Annotated in this window: 16 protein-coding genes and 1 tRNA gene; 8 read left to right on the top strand and 9 right to left on the bottom strand. The window is 72.8% G+C overall.

Annotated elements, in window-relative coordinates:
* Window positions 1-30 precede the first annotated feature (30 nt).
* The 3 genes from MTF69_RS16100 to ettA are packed head-to-tail and all read right to left on the bottom strand — an operon-like array spanning window position 31 to window position 2,903.
* Window positions 31-744: a hypothetical protein gene (locus MTF69_RS16100; RefSeq protein ID WP_243334941.1), complete on the bottom strand. Its 714-nt coding sequence runs from the start codon at window positions 742-744 to the stop codon at window positions 31-33.
* Window positions 741-1,220, bottom strand: coding sequence for a thioesterase family protein (locus tag MTF69_RS16105; RefSeq protein ID WP_243334942.1), 480 nt, complete (start codon window positions 1,218-1,220; stop codon window positions 741-743). Before MTF69_RS16105 ends, MTF69_RS16100 begins: the two co-directional genes overlap by 4 nt.
* Window positions 1,221-1,238: 18 nt before the next feature.
* Window positions 1,239-2,903: an energy-dependent translational throttle protein EttA gene (gene ettA, locus MTF69_RS16110; protein WP_243334943.1), complete on the bottom strand. Its 1,665-nt coding sequence runs from the start codon at window positions 2,901-2,903 to the stop codon at window positions 1,239-1,241.
* 195 nt (window positions 2,904-3,098) lie between these two features.
* Here ettA and MTF69_RS16115 point away from each other — a divergent pair, with 195 nt between their 5' ends.
* A complete protein-coding gene (locus tag MTF69_RS16115) occupies window positions 3,099-3,656 on the top strand; it encodes a hypothetical protein (RefSeq protein WP_243334944.1) in 558 nt (185 codons plus the stop codon).
* 129 nt (window positions 3,657-3,785) lie between these two features.
* On the opposite strand, the gene MTF69_RS16120 is transcribed toward MTF69_RS16115, so the two are convergent.
* From MTF69_RS16120 to MTF69_RS16140, 5 genes are all read right to left on the bottom strand, one after another.
* On the bottom strand, window positions 3,786-5,276 hold the full coding sequence (locus tag MTF69_RS16120; protein ID WP_243334945.1) for a bifunctional phosphatase PAP2/diacylglycerol kinase family protein: 1,491 nt from the start codon (window positions 5,274-5,276) through the stop codon (window positions 3,786-3,788).
* 72 nt (window positions 5,277-5,348) lie between these two features.
* On the bottom strand, window positions 5,349-6,761 hold the full coding sequence (locus MTF69_RS16125; RefSeq protein WP_243334946.1) for a thioester domain-containing protein: 1,413 nt from the start codon (window positions 6,759-6,761) through the stop codon (window positions 5,349-5,351).
* Window positions 6,762-6,829: 68 nt separating this feature from the next.
* Window positions 6,830-7,237, bottom strand: coding sequence for a single-stranded DNA-binding protein (locus tag MTF69_RS16130; RefSeq protein WP_243334947.1), 408 nt, complete (start codon window positions 7,235-7,237; stop codon window positions 6,830-6,832).
* A gap of 135 nt (window positions 7,238-7,372) precedes the next feature.
* On the bottom strand, window positions 7,373-9,199 hold the full coding sequence (locus MTF69_RS16135; protein ID WP_243334948.1) for a GTPase: 1,827 nt from the start codon (window positions 9,197-9,199) through the stop codon (window positions 7,373-7,375).
* 4 nt (window positions 9,200-9,203) lie between these two features.
* Entirely contained in the window at window positions 9,204-10,829 is a 1,626-nt protein-coding gene (locus MTF69_RS16140; protein WP_243334949.1) for a dynamin family protein, read from the bottom strand.
* A gap of 332 nt (window positions 10,830-11,161) precedes the next feature.
* Here MTF69_RS16140 and MTF69_RS16145 point away from each other — a divergent pair.
* Window positions 11,162-11,234: transfer RNA gene (locus MTF69_RS16145), tRNA-Arg, on the top strand.
* A gap of 140 nt (window positions 11,235-11,374) precedes the next feature.
* Here MTF69_RS16145 and MTF69_RS16150 read toward each other — a convergent pair.
* Entirely contained in the window at window positions 11,375-12,178 is an 804-nt protein-coding gene (locus MTF69_RS16150; protein ID WP_243334950.1) for an AfsR/SARP family transcriptional regulator, read from the bottom strand.
* 398 nt (window positions 12,179-12,576) lie between these two features.
* On the opposite strand from MTF69_RS16150, the gene MTF69_RS16155 reads away from it, so the two are divergent.
* The 6 genes from MTF69_RS16155 to MTF69_RS16180 are packed head-to-tail and all read left to right on the top strand — an operon-like array spanning window position 12,577 to window position 20,595.
* Window positions 12,577-13,560, top strand: coding sequence for a ScbA/BarX family gamma-butyrolactone biosynthesis protein (locus tag MTF69_RS16155; RefSeq protein ID WP_243334951.1), 984 nt, complete (start codon window positions 12,577-12,579; stop codon window positions 13,558-13,560).
* The gene (locus MTF69_RS16160; RefSeq protein ID WP_243334952.1) at window positions 13,557-14,234 is read left to right on the top strand and encodes an HAD family phosphatase; all 678 of its coding nucleotides are present in this window, start codon (window positions 13,557-13,559) and stop codon (window positions 14,232-14,234) included. The genes MTF69_RS16155 and MTF69_RS16160 overlap by 4 nt, the downstream gene beginning before the upstream one ends.
* Entirely contained in the window at window positions 14,231-15,970 is a 1,740-nt protein-coding gene (locus tag MTF69_RS16165; protein ID WP_243334953.1) for an FAD-dependent monooxygenase, read from the top strand. Before MTF69_RS16160 ends, MTF69_RS16165 begins: the two co-directional genes overlap by 4 nt.
* On the top strand, window positions 15,970-18,348 hold the full coding sequence (locus MTF69_RS16170) for an MMPL family transporter (protein WP_243335099.1): 2,379 nt from the start codon (window positions 15,970-15,972) through the stop codon (window positions 18,346-18,348). Before MTF69_RS16165 ends, MTF69_RS16170 begins: the two co-directional genes overlap by 1 nt.
* The gene (locus MTF69_RS16175) at window positions 18,323-19,423 is read left to right on the top strand and encodes an NAD-dependent epimerase/dehydratase family protein (protein WP_243334955.1); all 1,101 of its coding nucleotides are present in this window, start codon (window positions 18,323-18,325) and stop codon (window positions 19,421-19,423) included. The genes MTF69_RS16170 and MTF69_RS16175 overlap by 26 nt, the downstream gene beginning before the upstream one ends.
* On the top strand, window positions 19,420-20,595 hold the full coding sequence (locus tag MTF69_RS16180; protein ID WP_243334957.1) for an alpha/beta hydrolase: 1,176 nt from the start codon (window positions 19,420-19,422) through the stop codon (window positions 20,593-20,595). Before MTF69_RS16175 ends, MTF69_RS16180 begins: the two co-directional genes overlap by 4 nt.
* Window positions 20,596-20,646: the final 51 nt, after the last annotated feature.

Below are 20,646 nucleotides of genomic sequence, written 5' to 3' on the forward strand. Positions count from 1 at the left end.
GAGACACGGACCCCAGTTCTAAAACATGCCCTAGACCGGCCGGACGAGCAGGGTGCCGAGGCCGCCGGGGCGGCGCGTGGCCACGGACCCGTACGGGGTGCGCAGCCGCAGCCAGCCCCCGGAGGCGAACAGGGCCACCGGTGCGAAGGCGCCGGCCGGGGTGGGCGCGGGGGGCACGGTGGACCGTACCGGCCGCAGGAAGCCCAGGGACTGCGCGGCGTGCACGGCGCGCAGCGGAAGTTCGGTGTCCCCCAGCGTGCGGGACCAGATCTCGCGGCCGATGCGGTCGCGCTCGGAGCGGGTCCGGTGCTGCGGGGGCAGGGCCTCGTCGCGGGCCCGGAACTCGGCGACGGCGGCCGCCAGGGCCTTGGCCATCGCCTCGGGACCGGGCAGCCCCGGGACCGGGGTCCAGCCGCCACGGGGCGGGAGCACGCCCGCCCAGGGCGGTCCGGTGACGGCCGCGGGGACGACGGCGCCGGCCCGCTCGCCCTCGTCCACGGACTCCAGCAGCTCCCCGGCCGAGACGGTCAGGTCGAGCGGAGCGGAGAGGTGTGCGGCGAGCCGCACCGTACGGACGGCCAGCACGTCGAAGGACGGCGGCCGCCCGAAAACGGCGAGCGCGCCGCCGCCGGCCTGCGCCTGCAGGCGGACGGCGGCGGCGCGGTCGTAGTGCACCAGCCGGCCCAGGAAGGCGGCGAGGTCCGCCGCCTCCCCGGAGTCGGCGAAGTGCAGCTGCTCGTTCATGCCGCGATGCCCCCGGCAGGAGCACCGGCGCCGGTCTTGGGCTGTGCCTTCGGCTCGTCGAGGTACTCCTCGAGGAAGAGCTTCTCCTCGGCCGTGATGCGGCGGGGCCGCCCCTCGGCGAGGTTGTAGGGCACGACCACGGTCTCGGCGCGCACGTAGACCGTCTCGGGCGCGTCCTCGGTCGCCTCGTCCTTGACCTCGTAGCGGATGGTCAGGGACGCGGCGCCTATCCGGGTCACCCAGGACTCGATGAGGACCGGCTCGTGACGGTGCACGAGGGGCAGCTTGTAGTCGATCTCGTGACGGGCCACGACGGAACCGCCCGTGAAGGACTCACTGCCCTCCCCCGGCGCGAGGCGGAACATGAAGTCGATCCGCGCCTCCTCCAGATAGCGGAGGAAGACGACGTTGTTGACGTGCCCGAAGGCATCCATGTCCGCCCAGCGGAGGGGGCATCGGTAGTGGTGTCTGGCCATGGCCCGTTTCCTCGGCCCTCAGCCTCGGGTGAGCTTCTTGTAGGTGGCACGGTGCGGACGGGTCGCGTCCGCGCCGAGCCGCTCGACCTTGTTCTTCTCGTACGACTCGAAGTTGCCCTCGAACCAGTACCACTTGGACTCGCCCTCGTACGCCAGGATGTGCGTGGCGACGCGGTCCAGGAACCAGCGGTCGTGGGAGATGACCACGGCCGCACCCGGGAACTCCAGGAGCGCGTTCTCGAGCGAGGACAGGGTCTCGACGTCGAGGTCGTTGGTGGGCTCGTCGAGGAGCAGCAGGTTGCCGCCCTCCTTGAGCGTCAGCGCCAGGTTGAGGCGGTTGCGCTCACCACCGGACAGGATGCCGGCGGCCTTCTGCTGGTCCGGACCCTTGAAGCCGAAGGCGCTGACGTACGCGCGCGACGGCATCTCGACCTGGCCGACGTTGATGTAGTCCAGCTCGTCCGACACGACGGCCCACAGGGACTTCTTGGGGTCGATGTTGGCGCGGCTCTGGTCGACGTACGAGATCTTGACGGTCTCGCCGACCTTGACGGAGCCGGAGTCCGGCGCCTCCAGACCCAGGAGCATCTTGAAGAGCGTGGTCTTGCCGGCGCCGTTCGGGCCGATGATGCCCACGATGCCGTTGCGCGGCAGGGTGAAGGACAGGTCGTCGACCAGGACCTTGTCACCGAACGCCTTGTTGAGGTTGTTGACCTCGACCACGATCGAGCCCAGACGCGGGCCCGGCGGGATCTGGATCTCCTCGAAGTCCAGCTTCCGCATCTTGTCCGCCTCGGCGGCCATCTCCTCGTAGCGGGCGAGGCGGGCCTTGGACTTGGTCTGACGCCCCTTGGCGTTGGACCGCACCCACTCGAGCTCTTCCTTGAGGCGCTTCTGGCGCTTCTCGTCCTTGCGGCCCTCGACCTTGAGACGGGTGGCCTTCTTCTCCAGGTAGGTGGAGTAGTTGCCCTCGTACGGGTGGGCGCGGCCGCGGTCGAGCTCGAGGATCCACTCGGCGACGTTGTTCAGGAAGTACCGGTCGTGGGTGACGGCCACGACGGCGCCCTTGTACTGCGAAAGGTGCTGCTCCAGCCAGTTCACCGACTCGGCGTCGAGGTGGTTGGTGGGCTCGTCGAGGAGGAGCAGGTCCGGGGCCTCGATCAGCAGCTTGCAGAGCGCGACGCGGCGCTTCTCGCCACCGGAGAGGTTGGTGACGGGCCAGTCGCCGGGCGGGCAGCCCAGGGCGTCCATGGCCTGCTCCAGCTGGGCGTCGAGGTCCCAGGCGTTGGCGTGGTCCAGGACTTCCTGCAGCTTGCCCATCTCGTCCAGCAGCGCGTCGGTGTAGTCGGTCGCCATTTCCTCGGCGACCTCGTTGAAGCGCTTCAGCTTGGCCATGATGTCGGCCGCGCCGTCCTGGACGTTCTCCAGGACCGTCTTGGACTCGTCGAGCTTCGGCTCCTGCATGAGGATGCCGACGGTGAAGCCGGGAGACAGGTACGCCTCGCCGTTGGACGGCTGCTCCAGCCCCGCCATGATCTTGAGGACGGTGGACTTACCGGCGCCGTTGGGGCCGACCACACCGATCTTCGCGCCGGGCAGGAAGTTCAGGGTGACGTCATCAAGAATCACCTTGTCGCCGTGCGCCTTGCGCGTCTTGCGCATGGTGTAGATGAACTCAGCCAAGAGAAACCGTCCGGCAGATCGATGGGTGGGCAGATACACCCCATCTTGCCTGACGTCCATCCCCGGGGGGAAACCCGTTCGGCCCCGAGGCAGCCGGACTGGCGTCCCCGAAAGCCCCCCGAGGCCTTGTGGCGCACGGCAGGATGCCATCGACGAGGGCGCGGCCGGGGGGCTGCGGCCGAGGTGGGGGGACGTATGGACAGCGGACTGATCGCGCTCGGCGCTGCCGTGGTCGGCGTGGCCGGAACTTTGCTGGCGACGGTGCTTTCGCAGCGGATGCTGGCGCGGGTGCAGGCGGCGCAGTTCGAGCGGGAGCAGCGGGTCGCGCAGGTGGGGTGGGCCCGGGAACAGCAGCTGGCCGAGCTCGACCGCAGGCGGGAGTGCTACGCGGCGACGAACGCCGCATACCGGCGCTACCGGATCGCGCTCATGTCCTTCCTCTGGGTCGTCCACAACGCGCAGGCCGATCCGGCGGAGCCGCCCGCGACCGCACGGGCGGCGCTGGAGGAGGCCCGTGGTGGGCATCACGCCGCCTTCGCGGAGGCGCAGATGATCGCCTCCGCCACCGTCCTCGCGGAGCTGGACTCGATGACCCGGGCCATGGCGGGGGCCTACGCCCGCACGATGCGGCTGGCCGAGGGCGCTCCCGGGCCGAACTGCTCCTTCGAGGAGATCCATGCCGAGCTGCTCGGACTCACGGAGCGCTCTGAGGTCATGCGGGGCACCATGCGGGCAGATCTCGGCATGGTGTGAGCGCGGGCGGGGCCGGGGCCCGGGCAGGACCCGGGCCCGGACAGGGCCGGGTGCGCGGATCGGGGCCTGGCGGCCAGGCCGGTGCCGCGGCGGGTCCGAGGCCGGGCCGAACCCGGGTGCCCGTGAGGCTCAGCGGGGGCGGTAGACCGTGAGGGCGTCCGGGAGGTCGTCCAGGACCAGGGCGGTGGGGGCCTGGGCGTATTCGCCGTCGTAGGCGAGGGGGGTGCCGGCGGGGATGTCGCCGAGGCGCAGGCTGCGCAGCCGGGTGGCCACGTGGACCGGGGAGCGGGTCAGCGGGCCCGCGAAGGCGGCGGCGAGCAGGCGGGGGCCGGGGCGGCCGCCGCCGTGGACGAGCCGGACGTCGAGCAGGCCCTCGCCCAGGCTCTTGCGGTAGCGGGGCGCCGGGCCCGTGCCCTGGTAGGTGCCGTTGCCCGCGAAGAGCAGCCAGACGCTGCGCGGCTTCCCGGCGAGCTTGAGCCGTACCGGGCGCTCGGCGCGCAGCACCCGCCAGGCCGCCAGGAGGGCGGCGGGGCCGCCGCCGATCCGGGGGGCCCAGCGGAGCCGGTGGCCGAGCAGCTCGGGGTAGGCCCCGATGCTGAAGTTGTTCAGGAAGTACCCGGCCCTGGTGTCCTCGGGGTCCGGGCCGGGGCCCGGGGTGAAGCGGCCGACGCCGATGTGGACGGCGTGGCCGGCCGCCACGGCCCGGCAGGTGTCCTCGCAGCCCGCGAGGCCGAGGTCGAGCGCGAAGTGGTTGAGCGTGCCTCCGGGGAACACCGCCAGGGGGATCCCGGCGCGCAGCGCGGCGGTGGCGGCGGCGTTGACCGTGCCGTCGCCGCCGCACACGCCGAGCACGGTGGCCCGCTCGGCGGCCGAGGCCAGTTCGGCGGCGAGCTCCGGGCCCTCGCACAGGATGAGCTCGGCCTTCGGCAGCCGTTCCCGCAGTACGTCGAGGCCCGCCGTGGCGGCCGTGCCGGACCCGGTGTTGACCACCACCGTGAGCCCGGCCCCGTCGGGCAGCGCGGGTGCCCCCGCGGCGGCCCGCTCGTCGCCCGGCACGATCCGGGCCTCCACGGCGTCCCGGGTGAGGCGGCGCACGACGAATCCTGCCGCGACCCCGAGCGCGGCGCCCGCGAGCACGTCCGAGGGGTAGTGGACCCCGGTGTACACGCGGGAGAAGGCGACGGAGGCGGCGACCGGGGCCAGCGCGGCGCCCCAAAGCGGTGATTGCAGCGCCACTCCGGCGGTGAAGGCGAACGCGGACGCGGCGTGCCCGGAGGGGAAGGAGGTGGTCCGCGGCTGCGTGGCGAGCTGCCGCACGGCGGGAACCCCGTCCAGCACCGGGCGCGGCCTTCGCACGGACCATTTGCCGACGGTGTTGATGGTCGCGGAGGCCAGTGCCAGCGACGCGGCACCGCGCACGGCCGCCTTGCGGGCCCCGGCCGAGCCGAGGACGGCGATCCCGGCGGCGGCCCCGCCCCACAGCAGCCCGTGGTTCGCGGCCCGCCCGAGCCGCGGCAGCACCCGGTCGGCCCCCGGCCAATGCCGCCGGGCCACCACGTCGAACAGCCACCGGTCCCCTCGTGCGACCGTGCCCCGCCAGGTCAGCTCTTGATCAGCCATCCCTTGCCCCTACCCGAACCCCCGCATCCGAACCAGGGCCCCAGGGCGGGAGCCCCGGATCCCGTGTGCGTCCTACTCCGGTTCCGCCGGCCGTTCCGGGCCGGGGCCGTCTTCCAGGGGGCGCTTGCGCAGGAGGAGGACGACCAGGCCGCCCAGGACGACCAGGCCCACCGCCAGGGAGGCGATCACCGGGGTGGCCGCCGAGCTGCCGCTGGCGGCCAGCCGTGTGTGCGAGGTGTCCGGATCCCCGGCCGGGGAAGATTCCGACCGGGCGCCCGGGGTGCCCAGGCCACCCATCGGGCCCTGCGCGCCCGCCGCGCCCTGCGCCCCCTGCTCGCCCGCCGCGCCCGCCGCGCCCAGCGCGGCCATCGCCCCGCCCGGCGTCGCGCCGTCGGCCGGCTGGGCGGCGGGGAGCCGCCACTTCGCCGTCGCCGTGGCCACGGTGGCGGACTCGCTGGAGCCGGCCACGATCTGGACCTGCGCCGGGACCCCGCTGGTGAAGACCCGGCCGACCGGTACCCGGGTGGAGCCGCGGAGGGTGACCTCGGCGCTGCCGTCCGGCGTCCCCTGCGGCACCTCGAAGAAGAGCTTCGCGCCGTTGACGGCGGAGCTGACCGGCAGGCCCCGGGCGTCCACCACCCGCACCCCCATGGCCACGGCCGCCGCGTCCGGGGTCACGCTCACGCTCTGCGCGCCCGTCCGCACGGTGACCGGCCCGATCCGGGTGCCCAGCGGCCCCGACACCTCGCCGGGATCCACCGCGAGTGACGCCGGCGGTTCGGGCAGCCGCCGCGCCTCCCGCTGGAGGTAGTCGGCGAGCTTCTCGGCCGCCGGGTCGACGGCCTCCACGGCAACGCCCTCGGCCAGCCTCCAGATGGCCACCTGGGTCCCGGCCGCGGCGCTCTCCGCTGTGAGCGCCGCCGCTCCGGCCGCCTTGGCGAGCCCGGCCAGGTCGTTCAGCTGGGGGTAGGAGTGCTCCAGCACCCAGCGGATCCGGCCCGCATCGCCCTTCTCGGCGAGCGGCGTGCCGCTCCACCCGATCTCCGTGAACCGGGCCTGGGGCTGCGCGTCGCCCGTGACGCCGACTCCGTACGTCTGGAGCATGCCGCCACCGTCGACCCGCATCTCGTAGAGCCCTGCCGGGATCTGCCGCACGGTTCCGTCCGTGCCGTGCAGGACGGCCTGCCCGTAGGTCTTCAGCCCGTCCAGGACGGCGCTCGCTCCCTCCGGCGTCCGGGGTGCGGCCGGACCGGCGTCGGCGGCCGCCACCGCACCCGGGGCCCCGGCCAGCGCGGCGGCGAGCAGGGCCAGCGCGATCGGCCGCCGCACGGAGCCCCGTATGGCCGCGGCGACCGTGGTGCGCGTCGCCGGTGCGTCGCAGGGCCGCGCGGCGGCAGCGGGAACCGGAACACCGCCCGGAGCGCCGGCAGGAGCAGCGCCGGTGGCGGCGGCAGGAGTGGAGGGTGCGGGAACGGCAATCGACACAGTCTTCCCCTTCGGGCCGAAGGCCCAGGTGCCCGTGAGTACCGGGGAATCCTAGCTCCCTCGAACACTCAGACCACCGCCGCCTTCTGAGTACCCATCAGCGGTACGTCCGTCCTGACGACTCGCCGGAAGGCGGCCGTGCCGCGGTTCAGGTCGTGCCCGATGGCGGTCGCGTCGATGTTCGCCGAGAACCACCGGTTGCCCTCCCCGTCGGGCGGGTCCTCCCGCACCCGCAGCCTTCCGTGGACGACCAGCGGTTCACCGACGGAAACGGATCCGGCGAGGTTCACGGCGAGGCCGCGCCGGGCCCACACCGTGTAGAAGCTGGTGGGCGCGTCCGCCCAGGTCTCCTTCTTGCGGTCGTAGTACCTCGGGGTGACCGCGAAGCGGAACCGGGCCGCCGGGCCGCTCGCCGTGTCCTTGTAGTCGATCTGCGTGGCCACGTAGCCCACCAGCGTCACCTGGGTGTCGTTCATCCCGGCCGTCCTTCCGGGGCCCGGCGGCGCGCTCGACCACGCGCCGCCCGACCCGCGTTCCGTACCCGCCCGGACCATCCGCACGAGGTACGACCATGCTGGCCCGGTCCGCCGGAACCCGCTGGAGCCTGTGGACTACTGACGGCTTGTGGACAACTTCGCCACCGTCGCGTACTGCTCGCGCACCTCCCGGTAGCGCAGCAGCTCGGCCGCCACCGGCTCCAGTACCCGGGCCCGCCCGCAGCCGGCCGCGGCCTGCCGCAGCCGCCGCTCCGCGTCCTGCCCGTAGCGCCGCGCCGGACCCCGGGCCCCGATCGAACAGGCCCACTCCACCAGCGGTCCGCCGATGATCCCGGCCACCATCAGCAGGACCGGCGGCATCAGGCTCGGCTCGAGGACCCCGACGATCTGCCCGGCCAGCCACAGCCCGCCGAAGATCTGGAGCAGGGTCATGGCCGCCTGTGCCAGCACCGCCGCCGGCCACCACGAGGGGCGCGGCGGACGGGCGCTGGGCACCGCGACCGCCGGCCCGAGGGTCACCGCGATCTCGTCCAGCGCCTGGGGCAGCCCCTCGGCGCCGCGGACCGCGGTCTCCCGTACGGCCTGCGCCCAGGGGTCGGGCAGGCCCCGGACCGCCTCGTCGGCGACGGTCCGTACGGCCTGTTCCACCCGCTGGCGGGCCGTCACCTCTTCCTCGACCGGCGGCTCCGAGGCCGTCGGGGAACGCCCGATCGCCGCCAGGGCGGCGAGACCGGCCAGCGAGCGCGGGGAGCGCCGGCTCTCGTACCACCGCCACAGGCGCAGCCACGGGGTGCCGCAGGCCTTTCCGGCGTTGCGCCGCCAGGCCCGCTCGGCGGCGAGACCGGCCGCGTACGCCCCGACCGCTTCGGCGAGCCGGTCCTCGAACTCGGCGCGCGCGGTCTCCCCGATCTCCGGGCCGGCGTGGCCGTCGGCCACGTAGAGCGGCCGCAGCCGGGCCGCGGCCTTGTCGACATCGGCGCAGATGCGGCGGGTCGCGGCGCCCTTCTCCTGGGTGAACTGTCCGAGCATCTCGCGCAGTTCCCCGACGCCTTCACCCGTAAGGGCGGAAAGTCCGATGACGGTGGCTCCGGGCTCGCCGTGTTCGCCGAGCGCGATGCCGTCGTCGTCGAGGAGCCGGCGCAGGTCGTCCAGTACGAGATCGGCGGATTCCCCGGGCAGCCGGTCCACCTGGTTCAGTACGACGAAGGTGACTTCGGCGTGCCCGGCCAGCGGGCGCAGGTACCGCTCGTGCAGGACGGCGTCCGCGTACTTCTCCGGGTCCACCACCCACACCACCGCGTCGACCAGGGCCAGTACCCGGTCCACGTGGTCGCGGTGGGCTCCGACGGCCGAGTCCAGGTCGGGCAGGTCGACGAGGACCATGCCGCGCAGCACTTCGGCCTCCGAGGTCTCGCGGGGGCGGCGGCGCAGCCGTCCGGGGATCTCGAGGCGGTCCAGCAGTCCCGCGGCGCCGTCGGACCAGCTGCACGCGATGGGTGCGGCGGTCGTCGGCCTGCGCAGTCCGGTCTCGGAGATCTGCACTCCGGCGAGTGAGTTGAAGAGAGTGGACTTGCCGCTTCCGGTCGCTCCGGCGATGGCGACGACGGTGTGCTGCGCCGACAGCCCGCGGCGCGCGGCCGCCTCGTCGAGCACGCGGCCGGCTTCGGCGAGGGTCTTTCCGTCGAGGATCCTGGTCCGGGACAGCCCGATGAGCTGGCGCAGCGCGTCGAGGCGGACGCGCAGGGCCTGCGCCTCGGGGCTGAGCGGGGGCGCGGGGGCCTTGCCACCGTCGCTTCCGGCGCCGGAAACCGCCCGTACGAGTGCTTCGTCGCCCTCCTCGTCACCGCTCGAGGGCCAGTCGTCCTCGCTGGTCCGGGGGCGCGAGCGGGCGATCAGTCCGTCGTCCCAGCGGTCGTCGGTGCGGTCGGTCAGGGCGGTCACCGCGTCACCTCTCCTTCTGCAGTACGGACAGCGCGGCGATCAGCTCGGCCTGGGGTTCGGGACTCACTTCGAGCGCTTCGATCGGGGCGAGGCGGCGGTCGCGTTCGGCGCGCAGCACCTGGTCGAGGTGCTCGGCGACGAGCTCGCCGCCGCGGTCTCGCAGGCGTACGGCGGCCTGCACTCCGATCCGTTCGGCGAGCTTCTCTCCGGCCGGCCGGGCCCGCTTGCCGCCGAGGAGGGCCGCGACCAGCAGGGCGGCGACCCCGTCGGGGTCGGGCGCGGGCTGCTTGTCGAGCGCCGCGACCTCTTCCTCGGCGAGTTCCTCCAGCACGCGCCGCCAGCGCCGTACGGCCATGCCGATACGTTCCGCCGCCTCCCGGTCGGGGGCGGGCAGGGACACGGCGCCCGCGGCGGGCTCGCGCCGCCAGGCCTCCGCGATGCGTTCGTCGGCGGCCGCGACGGCGCACTGGAGCAGCGCCGCGAGGGACTCCGCGAGGGAGTCGAGCAGTTCGTCGGCGCTGGTGTCGAGCGGGTAGCCGCGCCAGCGGGTCAGCGCGTCCCCGGCGAGTACGGCGCCCCGGTCCAGGCGGCCGCGGACCCGCTTGCCCTCCCGCTTGTAGGCGTCCTCGACGGCGAAGGTCAGCCGTACGGCGGCGGCGTGCTGGGCCGCGACGGCCGAGGCGAGCTCCGGCATCCGGCGCCCGAGGGAGTCGAGCGCGCCGAGCGCGGTGCGCCCGACGGCGTACTGGCGGGCGGCCGGGTCCTGCGCGTGGTGGGCGAGCCAGGCGAACAGCGGGGCCACGGCGCTGGCGGGCAGCAGCCCGCCCCCGCCGGCCGATTCGGGCAGTTCGGGAACCGTGAAGCGGGGCACCTCGCCCAGCCCGGCCCGCGTGAGCAGGGCTCCGTACTGCCGGGAGACTTCGGCGAGCACCTGGTGCGGGACCCGGTCGAGGACGGTGACGAGGGTGGCCTTGTACTGCTTGGCGGTGCGCAGGAGGTGCCAGGGCACGGCGTCGGCGTACCGCGAGGCGGTGGTGACCATCACCCAGACGTCCGCGGCGCAGATGAGCTGGGCTGCGAGCGTCCGGTTGTCGACGACGAGGGAGTCGATGTCGGGGGCGTCGAGGATGGCGAGGCCGCGGGGCAGGGTGGAGACGGTCTCGATCCGCACCTCGCGGGTGGCGGGCGGGTACCCGTGCCCGTGGTTGCCGCCCGGCCGGTGGGGCTTCCGGGCGGACAAGGGGGTGTCCTCGTCGTCCTGGGGGGCCCAGACCCGCATCAGATCGGGCAGCACCCGCACCCCGGCGAACCAGTGGTGGTCATCCGGATGGCAGACGAGGACGGGGGTGCGCGTCGTGGGCCGGAGTACCCCGGCTTCACTCACTTGGCGCCCCACGAGGGAGTTGACGAGGGTGGACTTACCGGCCCCGGTGGACCCGCCGACGACGGCGAGCAGCGGTGCCTCCGGCGCCTTCAGCCGGGGTACGAGATAGTCGTCGAGCTGCGCGAGCAGCTCGGCTCTGGTCTGGCGGGCGCGGGGGGCGCCGGGCAGGGGCAGCGGCAGACGCACGGACGCGACCCGGTCGCGCAGGGCGGACAGGGCATCGAGCAGCTGAGGCCGAACATCCAAGGTCACCACATGCGAAGAATGCCCAATTTAGGAGCATTTTTGAAGCTTATACGTCCTCTGCGCGCCGAGCGCTACTCCGGCGGCACATCCCGGACACAGCGGACGAGTGGGGCGCAGGCATAACGAGTGCACAACACCCAGGGCGCCACGGCGCAAAAGCGGTGCGAGAATCGCACCTGCCTGCGATTATCGGGACCGCTTCACCGAACCTCCACATCGTGGCACGCGAGTGAAGCAACCGGGACAAGGCAACCGGAGCCCTATCCTTGACCCGGCACGGACCAAAGCCCCACCCCCATCCAGGGGCTCCAGGCCACCACGGCCACCTTCCGGCCCCCGTAGCTCAGTGGATAGAGCAGGTGCCTTCTAAGCACTTGGCCGCAGGTTCGAGTCCTGCCGGGGGCACTTTTCCCGTCCCACCCCGAAGCCCTCCCCCGCGGAGGGCTTTCGTGCAGGTCAGGGCACTTTAGCGCCGACGCGGTAGAGGTGGCGTAAGCCCCGGAGCTCCCTGAGGGAGTCCGGGGCGCCGGCCGGTCGGCCGAAGGTCAGCCGAACGGGCCGCGGCGGGCCAGCGGGAGGCGCGGGGTCGGGACGAAATCGTCCTCCGCCGCCCCACTGTCCTGACGCAGGGCCGACATCACCATCAGCTGCGGGTCCTGGAGCAGCAGTCGCGCGTGCAGTGCCCGCAGGGCCGAGCCCGGCTCCACGCCGAGCTCCTGGATCACACGGGCGCGCTGGACGGCGTACACCGTCAGCGCCTCGTTGCCGCGGTCCGAGCGGTAGAGCGCGAGCATCAGCAGCCACAGGAAGCGTTCCCGCAGCGGGTACTTGTCCACCGCGTAGTACAGGTACGGCACCGCGTTGCGGTGCCTGCCCAGCTCCAGTTCCAGCTCGGCCCGCACCTCCATGTCCGCCAGGAAACGCTCCTGGCGGTAGAGCCGTTCGCGGTCGAGCATGGGCCCCTCGAGCCCTTCCACCAGCGGCCCCGTGGACATCGTGCGCGCCTTCTCCAGCAGCCCGACCGCCTGCAGGATCTCGCCCTTGCGCGCGGCGGCGATGCCGGCGGCCGCCAGCTGTTCGTAGTCGTACAGGTCCACTTCGGAGTCGCCGATGTCCATCCGGTAGCCACCGGACGACCACTCCAGGAAGACTCCCCCGCCGTCGCTCCCGTTGGTCGACAGGAGGCCCCGCAGGCCCGAGACGGATTTCTGGATCAGGTTCTTCGCGTAGGCCGGATAATCCTCCCCCCAGAGGGCCTCGATCAGCTGGTCGACACCGGTCTCCAGCCCTGGTCTGAGCAACAGCACTGCCAGCAGGGCCCGTTGTTTGGGCGGACCGAGCTCCAGCACCTTCGTTCCCCGGTTGGTCTGTAAAGGTCCGAGGAGACGGAACCGCAGTCGCGACGACCCTCCGTCGCCTCCTCTGAAGCCGCGCTCGCGCAGCAATACACCAGACATTTCTACTCCCCCAAGTAAAACCTTCGTAAGGCTAGGTATTACCGGCTGGTTCTCACCACCCGAAATTCGGATGAGAGGGAGCTCACATCACCTGACGTCTTGACGGCGTCCGATATTTGAGAATCGCGGAGGGAGGACGTCCGTAACGACGGCGCACCCAGGGTCGTCCCGAGCTCGGGCGGACGTCGCCCAAAGGCCCTCCCATGGACGGTCAGCGATTACTCCAGCGGCTGGTCAAACCCCGTCCTCCAAGGTGGACCGGTCCCCGCTCTCGCTCTTTGGAGAAATCGATGACCGGTCCAGCGCAGCAGGACGAGCTCCGTTCCGCTCTCAGATACGACAGCACCGTCCCCCGTGCCATGGTCCACCGCGCCGCGATCGCCGAGGTCTTTTTGACCGATTCCCGCCGGGTGCCGGATCAAACCGATACGTACGAGGTGGCGGCCCAGCTGCCCCGCGCCCACATCATGGGCGAGCAGTCCGGCACGCACGACTTCCTCCTGCTGATCGAAATGCTGCGGCAGGCCGGGGTGTTCCTCGCCCACACCTACGAGGACGTCCCCCTCGACGAGTCCTTCATCTTCCGCCACCTGCAGACCGAGGTGCGGGACCAGTCGGCCCTGCGTACCGGTGACCGGCCGGCCCGTGCGGTCGCCACCCTCACCGTCCTCCCGCAGCGCAAGCGCAACGGCCGGGTGCAGGCCATCGACTTCTCCGGCTCGCTGGCCATCGAGGACAGGGACGCGCTCCAGTGCAGCGGCGGCCTGGCCTTCTTCACCCGCGGCGTCTACCACGCGCTGCGCGAGCGCCGCCGCACCACGCTGGCAGACACCATCGGCGTCCTCCCCACCCATGTGGCCGCCGCCCCCGCCTCGGTGGGACGTCGCGACCCGTACAACGTGGTGATCACCCAGCCCATCGCCGCCGGGGAGAGTGCGTTCGCCGCCACCGTGCTCTCCGACACGACGCACCCCCACCTCTTCGACCACCAGCTCGACCACGTTCCCGGCAACCTCCTGCTGGAGGCCGCCCGACAGCTGGCCGCGGCCTCCGTGTCCTCGCTGCACGCCATCTCGGCGCACGGTCTCCAGGTGACCTCGATGGACGCGCAGTTCCAGGAGTTCGCGGAACTCGACCTCCAGACCCGGGCCGTGGCCCGCGTGGAGCAGTTCCGGTTGAACGAGTCGCTGGGCAGGCTGGTCGTCCCGGTCGTGGTGGACATCCTCCAGCAGGGCCGTGTCGTCGCCTCGTTCCGCCTGGAGGTGGCGCAGTGACCTCGCGCCACATCAGCACCGTCGTGGTCGACTACGGCGGCGTCCTGACCAATCCGCTGCAGGACACCTTCGCGGCCTTCGCCGAGGCCGTGAACGTGCCGCTCCCCGAGCTCCAGGGGGCCTTCGCGCGGGCGGCACAGCGCCACGGCCGCAGCCCGATGGCGGACCTGGAGACCGCTTCGTGCACCGAGCGCGAGATGGTCGAGCGGGTACTCGTCGAGCTGCCCGGCAACAGGACGTACGCGGAGCTGCTCGGCGGGCAGGAGTTCGGCGAGGTGTGGTTCCGCGCCCGGACCGTCAACGAGCGGCTGGTGCGGTTCCTGCGCGAACTGCGCGGGAACGGCTACCGAACCGCCCTGCTCACCAACAACGTCGTGGAATGGGGCCCGCGCTGGCGCGCCCAGCTTCCGGTGGACGAGCTCTTCGACGCCGTCGTCGACTCGTCGGCCGAAGGGGTGCGCAAGCCCGATCCGCTGATCTACCGGCGGCTGCTGGAGCGGCTGCCCGCGGCGGCGCACGAGTGCCTGTTCCTCGACGACCTCGACGAGAACTGCCAGGCCGCCTCGGACCTCGGCATGCTCGCGGTCCACTTCACCAGCACCGACGAGGCCATCGACCAGATCGTGGACCTGCTGCGTTCTCGCGGCGGCTCCTATGCCAGGAGCCTCGTATGACGCAGACCGACACCGTTCTGATCGTGGGGGCCGGGCCCACCGGCCTCACCACGGCCTGCACGCTGCTCCAGCACGGAGTGGACTGCCGGGTGATCGACCGCAGGAAGGGCCCGGCCAGCGAGCCCAAGGCCCTGATCCTGTGGAGCGGCGCGCTGGAGGTGCTTCGGCGCATCGATGTCGCCGACGCACTGGAGAAGCGCTCGCTGCCCCTGTCCGGCGCGTCGTACTGGTCCAACGGCCGGCGCACCGGAGGGGTCCGCTTCGGCGCGCTGGCCGACACGGCGTTCCCCCACCCGCTGTGCGTACCGCAGTCGGTGACCGAGGGCGTGCTGTACGACCGGCTGCTCAGGCTCGGCGGTGACGTCGAGTGGGACACCGAGCTCGCCGAGGTCCAGATCACCGACCCCGCCTCGTCCGCGCGCGGCGACGGCGGACTCGCCTCCTCCAACGTCTCGGTCACGCTCTCGGTTCCCGGTACGGGCTCCCCCGCCCCCTTCTCGCCGCACTGGCTGGTGGGTGCCGACGGCACGCACAGCAAGGTGCGCGAGGCCGCCGGGATCTCCTTCGAGGGAAGTACGTACGCACGTGACTTCCTGCTGGGCGACGGCGAGTTCAGCGGTGGCCTGCCCGAGGGCGAGGCCCAGTACCACCTCACCCCCGAGGGGGTGCTGGTCGTCGTACCGCTGCCCGGCGGCGGGCACCGCGTCTTCTTCGACCGCGACGCCACGGGCGAGGTGCGGCCGCCGTCCGACGAGGACCTCCAGAAGCTGCTGACGGCCCGCGGCCCGAAGGGCTGGAGGGTCGACTCCACCTGGTGGCGCAGCACCTTCCGGGTCCACACCAAGGTGGCCGGGACGTTCCGCGCCGGTCCGGTCTTCCTCGCCGGGGACGCCGCCCACTGCCACAGCCCGGCCGGTGGGCAGGGCCTCAACACCGGGGTGCAGGACGGTTTCAACCTGGGCTGGAAGCTGGCCGCGGTGATCCACGGCGCGGATCCGGCACTGCTGGACAGCTACGAGGCGGAGCGGCGGCCCGCCGCCCTGCGGGCGCTGCGCAACTCCGACCGCCAGACCCGGCTGTGGATGCTGCGCAGCGGCCCCAAGCGGGTGCTGCGCGACACCCTGCTGAAGGTGGCCACGGCCACCGGTGCGCTGGACCGCAAGATCGTTCCCGAACTCGCCCAGCTCGATCCCGGTCTGGAATCGAGCCCGGCGGTCCCGGGCGCGCTGCCGAAGACGGACCCTCGGGGCACCACGAGCACGACGAACGCCACGGGCACCAAGAACGCCAGGCGTCCGCGACTGCTGCGGCCCGGGGTGCGGTTGCCCGACACCCCGTGGCAGCCGCTGCACGGCACCGGGGCGCCGTCGCTGCACGAGTTCCTCGCGGCCGGCCGGCACGCCCTGCTCGTCGTTCAGGGGGGCAGCGCCGACCTCGCCGACGCCACCGCCCGGGAGGCCGCCGAGCTGGCGGCCCGCTCGCCGGTGGGGTCTCAGACGGACGTCGTGCTGCTCACCGACCACCGGCCCCGGGGCGGGTGGGACGCCTCGGCCCCGTACGCCCGGGCCGTGGACGTCGGTCGGAAGCTGACCGCACTGGCCGAAGCCGAACAGCGCCCCCTGGTCATCTACGTACGCCCTGACGGCGCGGTCGGCGCGTGGTCCTCGCACCCCGATCTGACGCTGCTGGCGGCCGGGGTGTCCGTACTCGGCGCCGCCGTGGAAAGCGTGGCGTGATGCTGAGGCTCCTCGGCGCGCACATCGTGCGCCGGCCATGGCTGTTCCTGGTGGCGGCCCTCGTGCTGGTCCTGGACGCCCTCCTGCTCGGGGCGGACCTCCCCGACCGGCTCGGCAACGGCGGCACCACGGACCCCGGTTCGGAATCGGCACGCGTGCAGCGCGTACTGGAGGCGCACTACCCGGAGCAGCAGCCCAATCTCGTCCTGCTGGTGTCCGTGCCGGAGGGCGCGCAGGTCGACGACCGCGCGTTCGCCGCGCAGGGCGCCGCGCTGGCCGAGCGGCTGGCCTTCGAGAAGCCGGTCGTCGGTGTCGTCTCGTACTGGCAGACCGGGCTCGCCGAGCTGCGCTCCCACGACGGCCGGCAGGCGGTGGTCGCCGCCCGCATCGAGGGCGACGAGAAGCAGGCCCGCGCGGCGCTGGAGGAACTGGCGCCCCGGTTCCGCGGTGAGCAGGGCGAGACGGGTGAGAAGGGTGAGAGGGGTGAGAGGGGTGAGAAGGGCGGACTCACCGTACGGATCACCGGCCAGCTCGCCGTGCAGAACGAGATCCAGAGCACCGTGGCCGAGGACCTGGCCCGCTCCGAGCTGATCGCCCTGCCGCTCACCCTGATCGTCCTGGTCTGGGTCTTCGGCGGAGTGCTCGCCGCTGCGCTGCCGGTCCTGGTGGGCCTGGTCACCGTCCTCGCCACGGGCGCGGTGCTGCGGATCATCACCGGCTTCACCGACGTGTCGGTCTTCGCACAGAACCTCACCACGGCGCTGGGGCTCGGCCTCGCCATCGACTACGCGCTGCTGATCGTGCGCAGGTTCCGCGAGGAACTGGACGCCGGGCTGCTCCCCGGGGAGGCCGTGCTGCGCACCGTGCGCACGGCCGGCCGGACCGTCCTGTTCTCGGCGATGACCGTGGCGGTCGCCCTGGCGGCGATGCTGGTCTTCCCGCTCTACTTCCTGCGCTCCCTCGCCTACGCGGGGATCACGGTGGTGCTGGTCTCGGCCCTCACCGCGCTGACCGTGCTGCCCGCGGTCCTGGCGCTGCTGGGACGCCGGGTGGACGCGCTGACGGTGCGCCGCCGGGGCCGCGCGGACGCGCCGCCGCCCAAGGGGCGGGTGACGGAGCTGGTGATGCGCCGTGCGCCGCTGGTCACGGTGGCGGTGACGGGCATCCTGCTGGTGCTGGGACTGCCGTTCCTGGGCGCCCGGTTCGGCACCGCCGACCACCGTCAGCTGCCTGCCGCGAGCGAATCGCGGATCGCCCAGGAGACCCTGCGCGAGGACTTCGACGACCTGCCCGAGGGTTCGATCCCGGTCCTGCTGCGTACGGGCGGAGCGACCTCCTCCTCCTCCTCCTCCTCCTCCACCACCACCTCCTCCGATGCGCGGGCCACCACGGAACGGATCGCCGGGAAGCTGTCCGCGCTCGCCGGGGTGACCCGGGTCGAGTCCTCGGCCGGCACCTACCGCGACGGCGTCCGCTCGGAGGTCCCCTCGCCCGCCGACTCCGGCCGCAGGACGGCGGGTTACGACCTGCTGACGGTGGTGGCCGAGGACGACACGGCCGCGACCTCGGCCGCCCATCAGGAGCTCGTGGGGCAGCTGCGCGAGGCGGCCGGATCCGACGGTGCCTCCGTGGGCGGTCCGGCGGCCGAGGTGGTGGACAGCAAGGCGGCCATCGGCCGGGGCCTGGTCCCCGCCCTCGCCTTCATCCTGGTCGGCACTCTGGTGCTGGTCTTCCTGATGACCGGGAGCCTGGCGCTGCCGCTGCTGACGATCGCGCTCAACGGCCTCAGCCTGACCGCCATGTTCGGCGCGGTGGTGTGGGTGTTCCAGGAGGGCGGCCTGTCCGGGCTGCTGGGCTTCACCGCGACCGGGGACGTGGAGGCGACCCTTCCGGTCCTGATGTTCTGCGTGGCCTTCGGCCTGTCCATGGACTACGGGGTCTTCCTCGTCGCCCGGATCAAGGAGCACTTCGACCGGACCGGCGACCACCGGGAGTCGGTGATGCACGGCATGCGCACCACCGGCGGGCTGATCACCGCGGCCGCCGTGGTCCTCAGCGTGGTGTTCGTGTCCATCGGCCTGTCGCGGATCACCAACACCAAGATGCTCGGCCTCGGTGTCGCCCTGGCCGTGCTGGTGGACGCCCTCGTCGTACGGACCCTGCTGGTCCCGGCGGTGCTGGCGCTGCTGGGCCGTCGCGCCTGGTGGGCACCCGCCCCGCTGCGCCGGATCCACCGCCGCCTCGGGCTGCGCGAGGAGCCCGAGCCGCTCGCCCCGGAATCAGCGGCATCACCGGAATCAGCGGCATCTCCCGCATCCCCGGCGTCACCGGACGGCCCTGAAAGGACCCCGCATGACCGCGCACCCGCCGCCCTCTGAGCCGGCCCCGCAGTACCCGGCGCTGGGCGCCGTGCTGGTCACCGGAGCCACCGGGCTGCTCGGCCACGCCGTCGTCGCCCGGCTGCTCGCCGCCGGGTGCGAGGTGACCGCGGTGGTTCGGGACCTGGAGCGCGCCACGTCGCTGCTGCCGGGGGATCCCGCGCTGCGGCTGGTCGTCGGGGACGTCACCGACATCGACAGCTACGCCGGCGCCCTGCACGGGATGGACGCGGTGATCCACACGGCCGCGTACTTCCGCGAGTACTACCAGCCGGGCCACGACCTGGATCTGCTGCACCGCACCAACGTGGACGCGGTGGAGGAGCTGCTGAAGGCGGCGGTCGACGCCGAGGTGCCCACGGTGGTGCAGACGAGCTCCATCGCCGTGCTGGGCGGCGGCGACGTCCGCTCGCCCGCTGACGAGCAGACCCCGAACGGGGACCCCGACCGGGGAAACCACTACCGCGCGAGCAAGATCCGCGCGGAGCGGATGATCGACGGCTTCGGCGAGAAGTACGGGCTGCGCGTGCCGCTCGTACTGCCCGGCTGGATGTGGGGCCCCGGTGACTCCGGACCCACCTCGGCGGGGCGGCTCTTCCTGGCGGTGGCGCGCGGTGAGATCAAGGCGCTGCCCACGGCGGGCAACCACGTGGTGGACGCCCGCGACGTGGCAGCCGTCTGTGTCTCGGCGGCCGCGCTCGGAACCGGCGGCCGGCGCTACATCGCGGGCGGCAGCTGGTATCCGCTGCACGAGATCTGCGCCGCCGTGGTGCGGGCGACCGGCACCGGGACGGTGCCGCGCAAGCTGCCCCCGCCGGCCGCGATGACGATCGCCTCGGTCCTGGAGTGGCAGGCGAAGGCGCGCGGGGCAGCGCCCATCGCCACCCGGACCGGCATGCGGACGCTGCTCGAAGGACACCACCGGAGGGTTTCCTCCGCCCGCGCCGTCCGCGAACTCGGTGCGAGTTTCCGCCCGTTGGAACAGACCGTCACGGACCAGGCCGCCTGGCTCCGCGTACGAGGAGAACTGCCGGCCGCCACTGCGGCGCCGGTACGAGAGGCGAGGAGTTCATGAGCATCATCAAGCGGGTCGCCGTACTGGGCGCGGCCGCAGCACTGCTGGCGAGTCCGGTGCTGGCGGCCATGACCGCCGCCGACACCCCGGCCGCGGCCGCCGCCGGCGCATCGGTGAAGGTATCCGCCGCGCCGTCCCCCGCCGAGGCCGAGGCGGCCGCGAAGGAGACCGCCGCGCGGCTCGCGGCTCAGCACATCGTGGACGTGCCGGTCTCCTTCACCGTGCGCAACACCAACGGCAGCAAGACCGGTTGCCGCACCAGCGGCGGAACCCACCGGATCAGCGGCCACCTGACCGCGCCCGCCTCCGTACTCTCCGGCGGGAAGCGGGCGGTCACGCTCTACCAGCACGGGATCGCGGCGGGCGAGTGGTACTGGCGCCTCGACGTGCCCGGCTACCACTACGCCGAGGAGCTCGCCAAGCGCGGGCACGCCTCCGTCACCATCGACCGCCTCGGCTACGGGGCGAGCGACCGCCCCGACGGCTTCGACACCTGCATCGGCGCCGAGGCCGACATCGCGCACCAGATCGTGCAGCAGCTGCGCGCAGGGACGTACGCCCTCGAAGGCAAGCCCGCCGAGGGCCCCGCGACGGCGCAGGGCTTCGAGACGGTCACCCTGGCCGGGCAGTCCAACGGCGGGCAGGTCGCCCAGATCGAGGCCTACTCGTTCGGTGACGTCGACGGCCTGATGATCATGGACTGGACCGACCGGGGCCTGACCCCCGAGGCCAACACCCGCTTCTTCAGCGCCCTCCAGAGCTGCATGGCCGGCGGACAGCCCAGCCGCGACCCCTCGGACCCGAGCGGCTACGTCTACTACGACCTGGGGCCCGACCAGTTCCGCCGGGGCAACTTCCACGACACGGAGGAGCGCGTCATGGACGCCGCGGCCCCGCACCAGAACCGACACCCCTGCGGCGACATGAGCTCACAGCTCGACTCCGTCTTCACGGACCTGAAGCACCTGGCCTCGGTCAAGGTCCCGGTCCTCCTCGTCTACGGGGACGAGGACGCCCGCGTCACCGGAGGCGCCGCCCACCAGCGGCTGTTCACCGGCGCCCAGAGCGAGCTCGTCACCATCCCGGGAGCCGGGCACTACGCCACGATGGCCCGCTCGGCGCCCGCCACCTTCGACCGGATCGACACCTGGCTCGACGCCCGCGGTCTGTGACCCCGGTCCGTTCCTCGCCCCTGCCCCCCACAGATCCCCCTTCATCCAGAG

It is taken from the genome of Streptomyces sp. AP-93 (assembly GCF_022808175.1).
In the GTDB taxonomy this organism is placed as follows: domain Bacteria; phylum Actinomycetota; class Actinomycetes; order Streptomycetales; family Streptomycetaceae; genus Streptomyces.